22 protein-coding genes are annotated in these 15,752 nt (G+C 59.4%); 15 read left to right on the forward strand and 7 right to left on the reverse strand.

Annotated elements, in window-relative coordinates; translation table 11 throughout:
* Position 1 precedes the first annotated feature (1 nt).
* From J5M57_RS01735 to J5M57_RS01755, 5 genes are read right to left on the reverse strand one after another with little or no spacing between them, the layout of a single operon-like run.
* Complete coding sequence (locus J5M57_RS01735) at positions 2-1,183, reverse strand: AAA family ATPase (RefSeq protein WP_207848918.1); 1,182 nt, start codon at positions 1,181-1,183, stop codon at positions 2-4.
* The gene (locus J5M57_RS01740) at positions 1,183-2,958 is read right to left on the reverse strand and encodes a DDE-type integrase/transposase/recombinase (protein WP_207848916.1); all 1,776 of its coding nucleotides are present in this window, start codon (positions 2,956-2,958) and stop codon (positions 1,183-1,185) included. Before J5M57_RS01740 ends, J5M57_RS01735 begins: the two co-directional genes overlap by 1 nt.
* 3 nt (positions 2,959-2,961) lie before the next feature.
* A complete protein-coding gene (locus J5M57_RS01745; RefSeq protein ID WP_207848915.1) occupies positions 2,962-3,894 on the reverse strand; it encodes a hypothetical protein in 933 nt (310 codons plus the stop codon).
* Between the two features lie 10 nt (positions 3,895-3,904).
* Positions 3,905-4,207, reverse strand: a complete 303-nt coding sequence (locus J5M57_RS01750; RefSeq protein WP_207848914.1) for a helix-turn-helix domain-containing protein — start codon at positions 4,205-4,207, stop codon at positions 3,905-3,907.
* Positions 4,204-4,683 carry a hypothetical protein gene (locus J5M57_RS01755; protein ID WP_207848912.1) on the reverse strand — a complete coding sequence of 160 codons (480 nt, stop codon included), beginning with the start codon at positions 4,681-4,683 and terminating at the stop codon, positions 4,204-4,206. The genes J5M57_RS01750 and J5M57_RS01755 overlap by 4 nt, the downstream gene beginning before the upstream one ends.
* A 112-nt stretch (positions 4,684-4,795) precedes the next feature.
* Here J5M57_RS01755 and J5M57_RS01760 point away from each other — a divergent pair, with 112 nt between their 5' ends.
* Positions 4,796-5,035, forward strand: a complete 240-nt coding sequence (locus J5M57_RS01760; RefSeq protein ID WP_207848911.1) for a hypothetical protein — start codon at positions 4,796-4,798, stop codon at positions 5,033-5,035.
* A 3-nt stretch (positions 5,036-5,038) separates the two neighbouring features.
* Here the strand turns inward: J5M57_RS01760 and J5M57_RS01765 are convergent, their stop codons facing one another.
* On the reverse strand, positions 5,039-5,251 hold the full coding sequence (locus tag J5M57_RS01765) for a DNA-binding protein (protein WP_207848910.1): 213 nt from the start codon (positions 5,249-5,251) through the stop codon (positions 5,039-5,041).
* A 35-nt stretch (positions 5,252-5,286) separates the two neighbouring features.
* Here J5M57_RS01765 and J5M57_RS01770 point away from each other — a divergent pair, with 35 nt between their 5' ends.
* From J5M57_RS01770 to J5M57_RS01835, 14 genes are all read left to right on the forward strand, one after another.
* Positions 5,287-5,748: a hypothetical protein gene (locus J5M57_RS01770; protein ID WP_207848909.1), complete on the forward strand. Its 462-nt coding sequence runs from the start codon at positions 5,287-5,289 to the stop codon at positions 5,746-5,748.
* A 9-nt stretch (positions 5,749-5,757) separates the two neighbouring features.
* Positions 5,758-6,189 (forward strand): hypothetical protein, encoded by a 432-nt coding sequence (locus J5M57_RS01775; RefSeq protein WP_207848908.1) that lies wholly within the window; start codon positions 5,758-5,760, stop codon positions 6,187-6,189.
* A 257-nt stretch (positions 6,190-6,446) separates the two neighbouring features.
* Entirely contained in the window at positions 6,447-6,998 is a 552-nt protein-coding gene (locus J5M57_RS01780; RefSeq protein WP_207848907.1) for a hypothetical protein, read from the forward strand.
* A 111-nt stretch (positions 6,999-7,109) separates the two neighbouring features.
* Entirely contained in the window at positions 7,110-7,610 is a 501-nt protein-coding gene (locus tag J5M57_RS01785; protein WP_207848906.1) for a structural protein, read from the forward strand.
* Entirely contained in the window at positions 7,607-7,825 is a 219-nt protein-coding gene (locus J5M57_RS01790; RefSeq protein WP_207848905.1) for a hypothetical protein, read from the forward strand. Before J5M57_RS01785 ends, J5M57_RS01790 begins: the two co-directional genes overlap by 4 nt.
* Positions 7,826-8,020: 195 nt before the next feature.
* Positions 8,021-8,635, forward strand: a complete 615-nt coding sequence (locus J5M57_RS01795) for a lysis protein (RefSeq protein ID WP_207848904.1) — start codon at positions 8,021-8,023, stop codon at positions 8,633-8,635.
* A gap of 72 nt (positions 8,636-8,707) precedes the next feature.
* Positions 8,708-8,857 (forward strand): TraR/DksA C4-type zinc finger protein, encoded by a 150-nt coding sequence (locus J5M57_RS01800; protein ID WP_243435201.1) that lies wholly within the window; start codon positions 8,708-8,710, stop codon positions 8,855-8,857.
* Positions 8,854-9,159: a DUF2730 domain-containing protein gene (locus J5M57_RS01805; protein WP_207848901.1), complete on the forward strand. Its 306-nt coding sequence runs from the start codon at positions 8,854-8,856 to the stop codon at positions 9,157-9,159. The genes J5M57_RS01800 and J5M57_RS01805 overlap by 4 nt, the downstream gene beginning before the upstream one ends.
* Positions 9,156-9,449, forward strand: coding sequence for an ArsR family transcriptional regulator (locus tag J5M57_RS01810; RefSeq protein ID WP_207848900.1), 294 nt, complete (start codon positions 9,156-9,158; stop codon positions 9,447-9,449). Before J5M57_RS01805 ends, J5M57_RS01810 begins: the two co-directional genes overlap by 4 nt.
* 2 nt (positions 9,450-9,451) lie before the next feature.
* Entirely contained in the window at positions 9,452-10,003 is a 552-nt protein-coding gene (locus J5M57_RS01815; RefSeq protein ID WP_207848898.1) for a phage protein Gp27 family protein, read from the forward strand.
* Entirely contained in the window at positions 10,000-11,604 is a 1,605-nt protein-coding gene (locus tag J5M57_RS01820; protein WP_207848897.1) for a hypothetical protein, read from the forward strand. The genes J5M57_RS01815 and J5M57_RS01820 overlap by 4 nt, the downstream gene beginning before the upstream one ends.
* Complete coding sequence (locus J5M57_RS01825) at positions 11,601-13,097, forward strand: DUF935 family protein (RefSeq protein ID WP_207848896.1); 1,497 nt, start codon at positions 11,601-11,603, stop codon at positions 13,095-13,097. Before J5M57_RS01820 ends, J5M57_RS01825 begins: the two co-directional genes overlap by 4 nt.
* A 1-nt stretch (position 13,098) precedes the next feature.
* Complete coding sequence (locus J5M57_RS01830; protein ID WP_207848895.1) at positions 13,099-13,929, forward strand: phage minor head protein; 831 nt, start codon at positions 13,099-13,101, stop codon at positions 13,927-13,929.
* Between the two features lie 10 nt (positions 13,930-13,939).
* On the forward strand, positions 13,940-14,416 hold the full coding sequence (locus J5M57_RS01835) for a phage virion morphogenesis protein (RefSeq protein ID WP_207848894.1): 477 nt from the start codon (positions 13,940-13,942) through the stop codon (positions 14,414-14,416).
* Between the two features lie 105 nt (positions 14,417-14,521).
* Here J5M57_RS01835 and J5M57_RS01840 read toward each other — a convergent pair whose 3' ends face one another.
* Positions 14,522-15,613, reverse strand: coding sequence for a hypothetical protein (locus J5M57_RS01840; protein ID WP_207848893.1), 1,092 nt, complete (start codon positions 15,611-15,613; stop codon positions 14,522-14,524).
* Positions 15,614-15,752: the final 139 nt, after the last annotated feature.

Raw genomic sequence — 15,752 nt, forward strand, 5'->3', positions numbered from 1 at the left:
GTCACACCCCCTTGACCACATCGGCAGTAACAACTGGCACGCCGAGGCTCGCGGCGAGGTTCATTGCTGCGATCATCAAATTGCCGATGGCCAGCGGGTAAAGGAGCGAAACGACTTCATCACGGCCGCCGCTGCGTTTCGGCTGAGACAACCGTGCTGCTATTGCCTGAATGCCGCCTTCGTCGATGACCTCGGCGAGCGCCTTGCCGGCCCGGTCGAAGCGGAACTTCAGAAACTCTTCAAGCCGAGCCGACTCAATGGGCGTCAGCGTGACTCGCTCACAGCGCTGCACGACCTCACGCACATCGGCGTTGCGCTCGCTCAGTTTCACGCCCAGTTCGGGCTGGCCGATCATGATGATGCTGACCAGTTTGGTGAAGCCGACCTCCAGTTCAAGGATGCGTTTGAGATGTTTGAGCGTAGGAATCGGCAGGCTGTGGGCCTCTTCGATGACCAGGCAGTGGCGGTAGCCGGCCGCATGGGACTCCTTCAATGCTTTGTGCAATTGAGCGAACCGCGCCTCGGGGCTGCTCTTGGGTTTGGCCAACGGCGCAACGGCCGCCATCATCGACTCGGCAATGTGCGTGCTTTTCAGGGATTTGCCCTTGGTGTCGTTGTCCTCAGACGCCAATACGTAGGGCTCAATGATGATTACCGGGTCGTTGTTTTCGGCGATGCGGTTCACCAGATCCCGGCGAAGCGTGCTTTTTCCCGCGCCCGATTCCCCCTCGACCGCGAGGAAGCCGCCGTGACGGGCCGTCTGGTACATCACCTCACGGACATAACGAATATCAGGGCTGACCCACATGTCCTGGGCGCACTGCAACTCGTCAAAGGGGTCGCGGAACAGGCCGAACGCTTTACGGGTATTTGGCTGAATAGTCTGTTTTGGCAGTAACATAGGTTCGTCCTCCCCGGACGGCTCTTTCTTAAGGGCCGGATCTGCCGTGTTGGCGCACGGCAGATCCACTTCTTCAAATGCGTTGGCGATATCGGCGTCATTTGCGCCGGACTCGGTCAGGAACACACGAATGCGCCCCTGTAGTTCGTCACTGTCCAGACTGCGCGGCCATTGGCCGTGGTTCAGCAACTGGGCGACGGTGGCGCCGCTGACGCCCAGCGATTCGGCCAAGGCCGATTGAGGGCGGCCCACCCCCTGCAAAACGTGTTTTAGTTTCAACATCACTCACCTCCAACCGCAGCCAGTACCAGGCTGAACGGTTTGCGCATGACCTCAACGGGTCGTTTCAGCTCAGCCTCTATGGCGTCGAGCTGCTCTTCGGGAACTCCTTCCGGGTAACGCTGCTGCAGCCAACCAAACGTGTCGGCCGTCCAAAGGTTGCCCAGGCGCGGGCGCAGAAGCTTCGCGGCTTCGACGTGACTTAGCGGGGCAAGCTCGACAGTTGGGGCGTTGACGTTGAGGCTGGTGCCGCGCCGTGGCATGTAGGCCGGCAGCACGGTGTCGTTTACGTGTTTGTGCGGGTCGATCAGGCCGCCGAACGGAATAGCCTTGGCCTTACGGGCCGCTTCGGCGTCCGATTGATTGGTAGTGCCCGTAGCGATTTGCTCCAGCACCTTGCGGGACAACTGGGCAGGCGTTTCGGCATGGCGTTTGTACGTCTCACCGATGGTTGCGGAGGTCTCGGCAAAGCCGAATTCATCGACCCCGATTCGCTCGATGACGTGGTAGTTCTCACGACCATCGTTTCCGACCAACACGGCAATCGCGGTGTCCTTGTCGCGCCAGCAATTTCGGGTAATCAGCAGTTTTTCGCCGACCATCACGTCTGGCACTGTGCTGACATCAAACTGAGCGCCCCGGAACGAGACACGCAACAACCCACTGACTTTGCGGTGTTCTGGCGTGCTGACAGCCAGTTCACGGCAGACTTCAACGCTCGGGGCAAGGCGTAGATGTTCCTGGCGGATCAGTTGCCAGACGCCGTAACGGGTGCGCCGGGTGCGGGTATGAATGGAGGTCGCGTTGTAGTAACGCATCCACTTGCCGGCCCACGCGTTGATCTGCTCCAGACTTTCAGCCGCCCCAAACTTGAGGGCGCTTTCGAATTCCCGTTCAACGATGTTGTGGGCTTGTTCAACCTGTCCCTTCGCCCGAGCATTGCCGACCTGGTTGATAATCAGGTCGATGGACATAGCGCGGCAGAGGTTGCGAAAAATGCCGCTGGTCATTGCCGCGCCGGGGTCGGTCATCAACATCCACGGCACGCCGTGGAACGGATCTGATTCGCCGCGTTTCTGCATTGCGTTGATCAGGACATTGCACAGGTTCTCGGCGGACTCCGCGCCGAGTACATACTCGACATACAGAGTGCCGCTGGTGTGGTCTGTAATCACGTAGCGCCAAAGCCGCTGGCGCTCGATCTTCTTCAGATTGCCGGGCTTGCCGTCGTAGAACTCGGCCTTGTTCATCACCCGCGCCCCGTCATCGGCCAGATAGAACTGAGTCGAGATCGACGCATCCACCTGCCAGACGTGGTTGGGGTGCTTGCTGGCCAGCGACACCGCCGGGGCATCGTGCAGTAACTGTTCCGGGTGCAATTTGTAAGCGCGGAGTGCCCGGCTGATTGCGCCGCAGGTCAAGGGGATGAATACGCCCGTTTCTATATCCACACGGCCGGCCATGATCAGGTTGTTACTCCGCAACCGTTCGACCGCCCGTTCGATAGTGGACAACTGCTTATTGTTTGCGCGGATCGACTCCAACAGGACGGCAGATATCAGCCGCGCCTCTTCAATCGGCAAGGCGCTGCAACCTGCATCACTGCGGCGCTTACGGGGTTTGGCCACGCGGATCTCCTTCAGCTTGCGCTGCAGGGTTTGGAGGGACACACCCAGCTCGGCCGCGCCCGCCTGGTAAACGGCGGTACGCTGACCGTGCGGGGCGTTCTCGGCGCGTTGGGCGATTTGGGCCAACTGCTGGATCTGTACCGGATTCATGGCTTAGGCCTCGGCCGCCGTCATCCACACCGGGGGTTCACCACCCGCGTGTTCGGGCAGGTTGAACTCGCTGCGAACGGTGGCGAGGGTGACTTCCAGTTGCCGAATCAGATCCGCCTGATAGGCACGGTGGTCTTCCCCATTTGCGGCGCCGTGGTCGGCCATCTGTGAAAAGCCACTGCGCAACTCGCCAAGAATCTTGGCCTCGACTTCGAACTGAATGCCGGCAAGTTCGCCACGGAGTTCTTTGATGACTTCAGCCGGCGTTGAGGCTTGAATGCGCTTGCGGTTCTTCTCCAGCTCCTGCCTGGCACTGTCCAGCTCCTTGGTTTTGCTGGCCATGACTTCGCCTTGGGCTTCGTAGTCGGCGTTGACGTCGTCGAGCCGCTGAGTCAGCGCCTCCTTCTCCTTGGCATGTTTGGCAATGACCTCTTCTGCAAGCTCTATAAAGGTTTCTTTATCGCCAGCCTTGGCGGCTTCGATGAGCGCCACTTGTTCGTCCTGTGGAAGGCGGCGGTACTGGCGCAGCTCGCGGTAACCGATGCCCATGCGTGACATCGAATCGAGTGCCTCCTCGCCAAGAGTGCGCAGATTGGCAATGTCTTCATCAACCTGCTGACGCGAGCGTCCAAGCAGCGAGCAGAACTCGTCCCATGTGCCGGTGAACTGCTGACCGTCAGCAGTTTTCTTACCGCTCAACGCCCGGTAGAGCTTGTTTTCCTTGACGTACGCGAGTTTGGAAGTGCTGACCGTCAGCGAAAATTTCGCGAAAGAGTCGGCCATTTGGGCTTGGCCGAGCAGTTGATTAACAAGGTCGCGCTCATCGCTGTGAGAGGCTTGTAGGATTGCCATCGCGTTCTGGTTGCCGGTCAACATTTCGCCATCCAGAACGGGCAGCTCCGGGCTATCAACGGGTTGGGTTTTTGTACGAGCCATGGGCTTCTCCTTAGATCTGCGAGCCAGCGGCAACCCGCTGAGTGATTTCATGCAAGCGGCCGGTCACACGGGCCATGTGTTCGGCGTGTGATTGGGCGATTTGGAGCATTGCGATGGAGTGGGCGAATCGGCCGTTATCCAGCTTCACCGCAAGACCTTCCTCGATCAGGACTTGCACAGCCCGAGTAACGTTGCTCGGACTGTCGCCGACCAGCTGAGCCAGCTCGGCGTTGCTGAGCCCGGTAACCGTGTGGCCCTTTAATGCTTTGAGAACGCGCAACACTCGGCCCGCGCTGGATACGGTGCGGGTCATGGCCGCTCCTCCAGTTCAAGTTGTGGGGTTTGGGTCTGGCTGACGTTGCCCTTGTGCCAGGCAAGGCCTTCCATTGCGGCCTGAATCGCGGCCAGGGTTTCTTCGGCTTCGCAGTTCTGCGAGTAGAACGCCAGCAGCCGTCCGGCCGCGGTGGTGAGTAGTTCTTGCAGGGCCTGGGTGTCCTGCGCGGCGCAGTTCCGGCCCGTTGGGATATCGATAGTCAGGCGGCCCGCACTGGCGGCAATCCACCGGGTGACGTAATCGCAACCACAGGCACGTTCGTAAGGCCGGATCAGGTTGGCCGGCATGCGGCCAGTTTGTAACCATTTGTAGACCGACCAATGATCCGCGACCCCCATTTCATCGGCGATCCGATCCACGCTCTTGTTCTGGATTTCCTTGGCGAAGTCCTTGCACAGCTCAAGCGCGTGGCGCAGTGAGGTTGGCTGCATGTTTTTCCAACGACGCCGGCTCATTGGAATGTTCCTACACGGGCGTCTTCCAAACAAAAAGCCGGTTTGCACATATGCAAAAGGATTACAGCGGGTGCAAATTTTTGGGGTACATTCGCAAACGTGGACATGAGAAATGACCGACCAGATTGAAAGGCTAGAGGCTCAAGTGAACGCATTGGCGCAGGGCTGGTTACGCCTGGCCGCGATACTTGAGGTTGAGGGGTTGGTAGCGCCGGGGCGGATTGACCGAGCGCTTCGCCCCATTCAATGGCCGGGACAACCGATTGAGGCCGAGGCAACGAAAACACTTGCCTGGCTGTGCGATCAGTTGGCCGATGCGCGTGACGCCCGCCGGACGCTCTCTGGAGGGTGATCATCAGGCGGCCATCGCTGGGGAAGGTTTGAGGCCGAGCTTGACGGCAATGTCATGCGCCTTGCCGTAGTTGGCTTTGGCCTGGCCGTTGAGTACGCGATAAACCTCGTTGCGGGTGTAGCCGTTTTCGGTAGCCCAATCGGTGATGGTTTTGCCGCGCTGACGGAAGCTTTCTTTCACCTGGTCGGCGGTTAGGGCTTTGGCATGGGTGGCCATGGTGGTGGCTCCTGTGATGCAAAGATGATTGCTGTTTGTTTGAATTATTTTGGTGGGATATTTACACCGTGTCAAATGATTTGGTGGAACATTTACACCTTCGCCTGCGCGAAGAAATTGACCGCTGCGGCCTTTCGTTGGCCGCAGCCTCCCGTGCTGCGGGCGAACCAAGCCCGCAACGCTTGAAAGAAGTCGTGTCTGGCCGGCAAAAATGCCCGGCCGATTTGCTGGCGAAACTGTTGGTTGTGGGGGTGGATGCGCAGTACGTCTTGATCGGCGAACGCGTTCAGGCCGCGCGACCGCAGATGGCGCCGGATGAGGAAATGTTGCTGGATGGATACCGCGCACTCGATGCGGCCAGTAGGAAACGAATGCTTGCCAGCATCATCTTGGGCGAGCCAGGCGGCGCCGTGGGGGCACAGGCGCCAACAACGACAACAACTGTGTCTGGCTCAGGTAACCGTGTAGCAGGAAGGGATTTTCATACGAAGGAATGAGGTGGGGAGATGCACATAGACGGACATAACAACAGGGTCGCAGGACGCGATTACTACGAAAAGGCCACGTTGAATTTGACGCCGGAGCAACTCGCGCAGCTGTCCATCCGGCCCTGCATAAGCTGCGAAACCAGGCTCGTCCCGGCAGGCGGACGGGTTTGCAACCACTGTCGACGCGAAGCCTTGGCGCAAGAAAGTCGCGATAAGTTGGCAGCCTTTGCATTTGCCGTTTTGGTGGTCTTGGGCTTATTGATCATGTGGGCCAACAAAAACGAGATACGCATCACCCCATCCTTTCTGTTCGAACTGGGCATGGTGTCGGCGGCACTCGTAGCTGGGGTCGTCGCACTATGTGTTTTGATTCGGTTAATTTGGATTGACCACGGCGATGACATCGTTAAAGCGCTCGGCCAATGGTTGATTCGCCTGTTCAGATTGTAATCTTCAAATCGCGGCTGTTTTGCACTGCCGGCACTAGAAAAATAAATACGCCAATCACCGAGTGATAGAGCTAGGAGCAATCACGATGACACAAAAAAACAATGATAAGGGCCCAAAGCCCGACGGGAATGAAAAACACCGGGTAACCAATGACCAGGGGAGCAACAAGAGGGGCGAAGTTCACCGTAAATCTGGTTTTCCTGAGGTAGTCGATACAGTTGCCCCCCCTTCGAGAAAACCTGATAGCGGAGGCGGCAATGGAGAGCGAAGCTGATCTTCGTCAACGTTGGGATCACATGTTTTTCGGAGTTCGTAGATCCGCTCGATATCATCAATGTCGACGCCGTTTCTATGACCGAGTCGACCGGCTCTACAGCATTGCATCGCTAGTTTTTGGATCGGCCGCATTTGTTAGTGTGCTTCAGGGCCATGACGCAAAGATTTTTGCGCTCTGGGCGTCCGGCTGCGTTGCAGTCTTCGGGATTGTTAATCTGGTCTGGGGTAGCGCAATGCGCGCACGCGACCATAGCGACTTCATGCGCAGATACGTCCAACTTGAGCAGCGGATGCTGCAGCCCCCGTCAGAGGCTCTTTTGAAGTCCATCGCTGAAGCAAGATTGGGCATCGAATCAGATGAGCCCCCTGCATTGCGTGTACTCGACTGCATTTGTCACAACGAACAAGTGCGGGCAGATGGCGGCTCTCCTGATGAGTACGTGCCAATCGGCTTTTTCCAACGACTCTTTTCTCCGTTTTTTGACATTTGCGCGCACTCGCTTACGAAGGTCAAAGACAAGTCAAAGCCGTAAGGCGATGGCTCTTTAAACTCGATTAAAAGCCCTCCTGTACCACGCCGCCCATGATGGCGGCGTGTGTATCTCTGGCGCCCGGAAACTGCGGCGCCGCTACAGGAGGCGTCCATGCGACCCGAAACCCCTCGCGGTATCCGCAACTTCAACCCCGGCAACATCCGCCACGCCAAAGGTGTCCGCTGGCAGGGAATGGCCGCCGCCCAGTCTGACGCCAGCTTTGTTCAATTCACGGCGCCACGCTGGGGCATCCGTGCCATTGCCCGCGTGTTGATCACCTACCAGGACAAGCGTCAGGCCGCCGATGGCAGCCGGATCGATACGGTGCGCGAGATCATCGAGCGCTGGGCGCCGCCAACCGAAAACAACACCGAGGCCTATGTGCTGACCGTGGCCCGCGCCTTGGGCCGCGCCCCGGACTCAGAAGGCGTAGACGTCTACGATTTCGATGTCATGCGCGTCCTGGTGTCGGCAATCGTCCGCCATGAGAACGGCCCCGGCCCGCTGCCCGGCGGCGGCTGGTACGGCGATAGCCTCATTGCCGACGGGCTGTTGCTCGCGGGCATAGAGCGCGGCGTAACTCACGGCAAAACCGTGGGGGCGCCCGCATGAGACTGATCAGCAACTGGCGCCGTTGCTACCGGCTCTACAGTGTCCAGTTGGGGCTACTGATTGCGCTCCTGGGGTTCGCTCAGCTTCAACTGTTGCCCATGTGGGAGGCTCAGCTTTCGCCCGCCGCATACGCCGCACTCAACAGCGGGTTGGCCCTGACGCTGTTCGTTGCCCGGCTGGTGAAACAGGGGCCGGATCAGGAGGCGCTCAAATGAGGCTGAACCTGTTCGGCCGGGCATTCACCGCAATGCTTGCCGGCCTTTTTAGCAGCCATTCGTGGGCCGCTCCTTATTCGGCTCTCGGCACATGGGGCGGCCCCCAAGTTGTGCGTTTCTACCGCCATGGCAAAACCGGCGTTGCCGCTGCCAAACGCCAAGCCCGTAAAGAGCGCAACCGCCGGAGGCAGCGTCATGGGCGCGCTTGAGCCGTTTGTGTGGCCGCGCTCGGCCCGGATTCTCGCCATCGTTTTCGCCTGTTTGGTCAGCGCTGTTGCGGGCGGCGCTGCCGCCGCAGGCTTTGCGTACAGCTACGCAAAGGCGCTTGGGGACACAAGCCTGGCGAACCTCAAAACCCAACTCGCGGAAAAGGCTACGGCAGCGGCGAACGAAAGCCGCGTTCTGCTGCTGCAGCAGGTCACCCGCGCCAACGAAACCGAGGCACTGCTGAGCGCAACCATTGCGCAGCATGCCGAAGAAAAACGTCAGCTCCAGGAGCGCATTCCCCATGTATCGACGCAATACATTCCAGCGCCTGGCGCTGCCGTTAAGCCTGTTCCTCGTTGCGTGTTCACTGCTGGCTGGGTGCGCGACTTCAACGCCGCCCTCGGCGTGCCCGCCCCAAGAACCGCCGCCGCTGCCTCCGCTGCTGAAAAAGCGGCCTGGCCCGCCGCCGGCTCTGACGCCGAACTATTGGAAAGCGGCGTCACTCCGTCCGACATCCTCGCCCACGCCCAAGACTATGGCCTGTGGGCCCGCAGCAACCTTGCCCAGCTCAACGGGCTGCTCGATCTACAAGAAAAGGACTGACGCCCTATGGATGTAGGCGATGTTGCGGATGACGACAGCCAAGAGGCGATACAGCGGGCGCGCCAGAGCGGGATGTTCATCCGCTCCGGCGTTTCCGCCTACCGCTGTGAAACCTGCGGCGATGCGATCCCGGAGGATCGGCGCCAAAACGAACCGGGCACAGAACACTGCGCCGATTGCATGGACGCTCTGAACCACCAAACACGACGGGGCTTTCGATGAACCTGAACGAATTGAACTTCGGTTTTCAAACCGTGCAATGGCTGATCCTGACGGTTCTCGGCTTTTACACCTGGCTGACCAAACGCCAAGCGGCGAGCGCTCAGGAACTGCTGGAGTTGCGCACCCGGATCGTCGCGCTCGAGGAGCATGTTCGCCACCTCCCTGACCAGACCGCCGTGACCGACCTTTTGGGCGATATGAAGGCGGTGCGCGCCGAGCTTTCCGGGGTCAAGGATGCGCTTGGCCCTTTGGCCCGTTCGCTGGATCGGATCAATGACTACCTGCTGCGAGACAAGACATGACCCAATATTCCGACTTTTTGCGCCAAGACATGCGGCTGGTGATCCTGCGGCTACTGGTCGAAATGCCCGGCTACCGCGCCAACAGCTCGGTGCTGAACACGGCGCTCGACAACTACGGCCACACCGCCAGCCGCGACCAGGTGAAAACTGAACTGCAATGGCTGGCCGAGCAAGGTGCCCTCAGCATTTCCGACGTGGGCCCGGTACTGGTAGCGACCCTCACCGAGCGCGGGCAGGACATCGCCGCTGGCCGCGCCCGTGTGCCAGGCATCAAACGGCCGGGGGCCTGACCATGGCGGGCAAATCCTCGATCAACCGTCTGCCTCCCATGGTCAAGGCGTACATCCAAAAGCTGCTGCGCGACGACCGGATGACGCTCGACGACATGTTGGCCGATATCCGCGCGCGGTTCCCCAACGAGAAAGCCCCGAGCCGTAGCGCGTTGGGCCGCTTCAAAGTGGGCTTCGATGAGCTGACCGAAAAGGCCCGCCAGCAGCGAGAAATGGCCGAGGCATTTGTGGGCGCGTTCGGCGAGGACTCTTCGGACAAGACCGGCGCGCTGTTGGTCGAAGCCATCTCGACGCTGACCTATCAGGCCGCCATGGGCGCGCATGAAAAAGATGAGGTCACCATTGCCGAAGTGTCGGCGCTCGCCCGCGCCGCCAAGGCCACCATGGAGGCGCGGACAATGAGCGTGAAGGAGCGCCAGACCATCGAGCGCGCCGCACGCGAACGCCTGCTCCGCGAGCAAGAGGCCGAGCTGGACAGCGCCGTGAAAGCCAAAGGCATGACCGAAGAACAGGCCATGTTCTGGCGCCAGAAATTTCTGGGCGTGAAGCAATGAAACCCTCGAATAGCACCCTGCGGGTTGTCGAGTGGGAGGAGCTTCCGCCAAGCGTTCGGGAAATTCCGGCCGGATACAATCCGCTCGACGAAGGAATCTTGATGGCTCACCAATCGGATTGGTTGAGCATCAACGCGCAAATCAAACTTTGCGAGAAAGGTCGGCGTACAGGCATCACCTTCGCCGAGGCGTTGGACTCGGTTATTACCGCTGCATCTCAAAAAGCCGCCGGGGGCATGGACTGCTTCTACATTGGCGATACCAAGGAAAAAGGCCTGGAGTTCATCGGCTACTGCGCCAAGTTCAGCCGCGTGATGGCCGAGGCTCAGGCGTCCGGCGTCAGTGAGATTGAAGAGTTCCTGTTCGATGACCAAGACGAAACCGGCAACACCCGCCAAATCAACGCGTACCGCATCCGCTACGCCTCCGGCTTCAAGATCGTCGCGCTGTCCAGTAACCCGGCTGGCGTGCGCGGTTTGCAGGGCAAGGTGATCATCGACGAGGCCGCGTTTCACCGGGACGTTTCCGCCGTCCTCGATGCCGCCACGGCGCTGCTGATCTGGGGCGGTCGCATCGTCATCATCAGCACCCACAACGGCAAGGGCAACGCGTTCAACCAGATGGTCAACGACATCCGGGACAAACGCTACGGCGACAGCGCGGAAGTCTACCGGGCTACCTTTGACGACGCGGTGGCCAATGGTTTGTTTGAGCGGGTCTGTTTCATGGCCGGCAAGAAAGCTACCGCCGAGGACAAAGAGGCCTGGTACAAGAAAATCCGCAACGCATATGGCCCGCGCAAAGCTCAAATGCGCGAAGAACTGGACGCCATTCCCCGCGACGGAAACGGCGTATGCATCCCCGGAGTGTGGATCGATGAGGCCATGCGCCCCGGCCGAATCGTCCTGCGCCTGGCGCTGCCAGACGATTTTACACAGCAGCCCGTTCACCGCCGCGATGCCTATGTTGAGGACTGGATAGAGCGGAATCTGGCGCCGCAGGTGAGCCAGCTCGCGCCAGATCTGCGCCACTACTTGGGCATGGACTACGCACGCCACCGTGACTTCTCTATCGCCTGCCCGATGTCGGTCGACGAGTCTCGCCACCGGGACGTGCCCTTTGTCATTGAGATGCACCGCGTGCCCGCCCGCCAGCAGAAGCTGGTGCTGTTCTACACCCTTCGCCGTCTGCCTCGTTTCAGCGGCGCGGCGCTCGACGCTTCGGGCAACGGCGAAACACTCGCCGAGGAGACCGCCGACGAGTTCGGCCAAAACCTCATCAAGCAGGTGAAAATCAGCCGGGCCTGGTACGGCGCGTGGATGCCGAAATTTGTCGGGCTGTTTGAAGACAGCACCATCACGTTGCCCCAGGACGACAACCTGCACCAGGACGTGCGCGCCATCGAGACGGTAGACGGCATCCCGATGATCGTGAAGGCCCGTTCGCAAGACCTCAAAGACCCGGATCTCTATCGCCACGGCGACTTCGCGGGGGCCGGCGCGCTGGCCAACTTCGCCACGCTTGAAGTCACCTCGGGGCCCGTGTCGGTCAAATCACGCCGCCCTCGTCAGGGCAAACGCATTACTCAGGGGTACGCATGAACAAGAGAGGCTTGTGGGTCAGCCCCACTGAATTCGTCAGCTTTGCCGATGCGAAGCGCAGCTCCACGCTCGATCAACATATCGCCACCCGTGGGCGCTCCAGCGCGAGCGGTTCCAGCGGCGTCAATCTGCCCAACCCTGACCCGATCCTCAAGGCTCAGGGCAAAGATATAACGGTCTACCGCGACCTGCGCAGCTCGGCATTGGTGGGCGGCAACGTTCGGCGCCGCAAAGCTTCTGTACTGTCACTGGAGCGCGGCCTCAAGCGCGGCGATGCGCCTAACAAGGTGGAGCGTTTTATTCGTGACTGGCTCGCTGATCTCGACCTCGACCGCATCATCCGCGAGTTGCTCGATGCGCCGTTGTTCGGGTATCAGCCGGTCGAGCTGATGTGGAAACCGGTGGGCTTGAATCTGGTGCCGGATGATCTTCTGGGCAAGCCGGCCGAGTGGTTCTTCTACGACAAGGACAACGAACTTCGTTTCCGCTCAAAGGAAGCAGGCCAGGACGGCGAGCTGTGCGACCCGCAGCGGTTCATCGTTGCGCGGCAGGATGCCACTTATGCGAACCCCTACGGGTTCCCGGATCTGAGCATGTGTTTCTGGCCGGCGACGTTCATGAAAGGCGGCCTGAAGTTTTGGGTTCAATTCACCGAGAAGTACGGCAGCCCGTGGGTGATCGGCAAGCACCCTCGCGGCGCGGCCGACAGTGAAACCGATTTGCTGCTCGATAGCCTGGAGGCCATGGTGCAAGACGCCGTGGCGGCAATCCCGGACGACTCCAGCGTCCAGATCATCGAAGCCGCCGGCAAGGCCGGCAGCGCCGAGGTCTACCGTGAGCTGCTGGAGTACTGCCGGAGCGAAATCAACGTCGCCATGCTCGGGCAAAACCAGACCACGGAGAAAGACAGCACCCGCGCCAGCGCGACAGCCGGCGCCGAGGTGACCAAGGACATTCGCGACGGCGATGCCGGCATCGTTACCGCTTCACTCAACGCATGCATTCGACTGGTCGTCGATCTTAACTTCGGCACCGACGTTGCGGCGCCGCTGTACGAGTTGTGGGAACAGGAGGAAATCGACAAGACCCTGGCCCAGCGCGACAAGGCACTGACCGAGTCCGGCGTGAAATTCACCGATGCGTACTGGAAGCGTACCTACAACCTGCAGGACGGCGATCTCGCTTCCGCGCCGGCCGCCGTCGATTCGCCGGAGTTTGCCGAGGCGACCGTGCGGCCTCTACTGGATCAGATCGCGCTCGACCAGGCCATCGAAAGCATTCCCGACGCCACGCTGCAACAACAGGCAGAACAGGCGGTGGCCCCGTTCATTGAAGTTCTGCAACGGGCCCGTAATGACTCTGAAGCGCTCGGCATGTTGGCCGAGGCATTTCCGAAAATGGACGCCGAGGCACTTCAGGAACAGCTCGCCAATCTTTTGTTCATCGCGAACACCTGGGGCCGCCTGAGCGCCAACGCCGACCGGGAGGACTGATATGGCCGCTTCCGATAAACGCCTCAGCCCCGCCGACCTCAAAGCCGTGTTTGGCCTTGAGCCGGAAAAGGCTATCGCTTACCTCAAGTTCAAGGGCTACGCGGTCACCTGGAACTGGCAAGAGATGCTCGACCAGGCGCATGACCAGGCATTCACCGTTGCCAAGGCTATGCGCCTCGATCTGCTGTCGGACATTCGGGCCGCGCTGGAGACGGCGCTTCAGGAGGGCCAGACCCTCAAGCAGTTCATCACCAATATGCAGCCAACGCTGGAAGCCCAGGGCTGGTGGGGGCAACAGGTCATCGTTGATAGCGAAGGTGTTGGCGAGCTGGTGCAGCTGGGCAGCCCGCGCCGGCTCAAGACGATCTATCAGACCAATCTGCAAAGCGCATACATGGCCGGCCGCAAGGCGGAGATGGAGCAAACCACCGAGACGCACCCGTACTGGATGTATGTGGCCATCCTAGACGGCAAGACCCGGCCAAGTCACCGGGCGCTACACGGCCAGGTGTTCCGGCACGATGACCCAATCTGGTCGGCGATCTTCCCGCCCAACGGGTTCAACTGCCGTTGCCGCGTGGTTGCATTGACCGAGGCGGCCGTCAAACGTCGAGGCCTGAAAGTCGTTTCGAGCGCCGGCCGCTCATTCACCGAAACCGTCGAGACCGGAACGGACAAACGTACCGGCGAAATCAGAACGGCCACGGTTACCGGCCTGCGTACCACTGACGCCGAAGTTCGGGCCATTACGTTCCGCACAGATCCGGGCTTCAACCACGCGCCAGGCACTGGGCTGGCCGAGGCGTTGAAGCGCAAAGAAGCGGCCGCATAGGAGGCGCATCATGTTCACCGTTGAATTGGATCACCAGCGCCTGCAGAACGCATTGCGCAAAGTTGAATGGGCGGTCGGGGATCTTGCGCCGTTGATGCGCAGCACCGCTGCCGAGCTGCTGAGCCAAACCGAGGAGAACTTTGAAAGCGAGGGCCGGCCAGACTGGGCGGACTTGTCGGATGTCACCACCGAGCGCCGGGAAAAAAGCGGCAACTGGCCCGGCCAGATCCTGCAGATCAGTTCGGCGGGATTGGCGGCATCTGTGACCAGCGCCGCAACCGAAAGCTCCGCGCTGGTCGGCAGCAACAAACCTTACGCGGCGATGATGCACTTCGGCGGGGACAAATCGGATTTCCCGCATTTGTGGGGAGACATCCCGAGCCGGCCGTTCTTGCCGATGGACGCCGAGGGCGTTATTCAGCCTGAAGCGGAGGAAGCGATCCTTGAACTGGCCCTGCATCATCTGCAAAAGGCCGCACGCCTGTAACCGCGCCAGAAGGCCTCTGGTGCTGTTACGGCTGCGGTGCATCGAACCTTGCAAGGAAAAAGTGCTGTAAACGCTTTATAAACCCCTTCAGTACGGCATCATGCGCTACTCATTGGCCTCCTTCACTAGACCTCGCTTGTTTATCTCCTCGATTAGCAAATTTACAGCTCCTACTCTCCAGGCATCTCCATCATTCAGATCCCTTCTAATGCTGGGCAACCGCGTGAAAGGTTCCTCATTGATGGCCTCTCGGTTGCTAAGCACTAGAACGACAGGCCTTGTATCTGCAATCTTTGAAATCGCTTCCAAGCTGGCCGGTGTGACCTCAAATTCCTGGCCTATCAACATCACGCAGCAATTCGTGCTCACGCGAGACAACAGGTTATCGCCCATTCCCTCAAACCCACCTACCGCTGACACCGAGTGGGAGTGGATGCAGGCAGATCTCAATGTTGCTGCAAGCATTTCGCCTTCAGCGGGGCTGAAACGCTTGCCGTTCAAAGTCAGTATCAAGCATGTGAAGCCTGACCAAACCTTGTAGTCGTAAATACCTGGCTCAAGATCGTGCTCATTAGAACAGGCGGTGACAAAGCTGCTACCGGCGCTTGAGAGTTTTTCGTCCTCTATCATTCCCTTGGTTTTCAGGTTCGCAACTGCAAGAGTTTCGGATATTTGACTCGGGTGGTAGGTAAGTAAGTGAGTTACGTCAAAGTCTTTGCCCCTCTTAGGGATAACTGGATGCGTAGTCACCACGTAAATTCTTCTCAGTAGATCTAGCTCCTCCCAAGAAAGGTCTTTGAGCGTGAGTATGAAATGTCGTCGCAGCTCTGGGCTTACCCGACCTAATGCAATTGACCTGGTGAGATTTGCGTACGGGACGGTTTTCTCCTCTTCGATATCAGAGACGCAAGCGTTTAGCAGCGCATGGAAATTGCTCTCCTCTATTTCCGTCTCAAGGATGTCTGCGTCTGGCAATTCATTCCTGTAAAGGAATGCACGATAAAACTCTAGGATGCGCTGCTCATCCCGTTGACGGACATAGGCAAATATTTTTTCTAGCCCTAATTTCGCTACCTCTGAAACCAGAGGCGGAATCGGTACTGCGCTTACTCCAACCTTCCCAACAACTTCAGCAATCTTGATCAGCCGTGATCTCGGGCCTTTGCTTTCACCGCGTGGGGTAGTCAATTTGTCCACTGTCGATCCCTTTACGTTGTGTTTAACCCATGAAGCATTGCAACCAGCCTATCACCCTGCGAAGGGCGGCTGGTTAGCTCCGGGTTCCTGACTCTTTAAACTCGATTAAAAGTCCTGGGCGGATGATTGGCCCAGTCTG

Source organism: Pseudomonas sp. 86_A (genome assembly GCF_017491705.1).
GTDB classification, from domain to species: domain Bacteria; phylum Pseudomonadota; class Gammaproteobacteria; order Pseudomonadales; family Pseudomonadaceae; genus Aquipseudomonas; species Aquipseudomonas koreensis.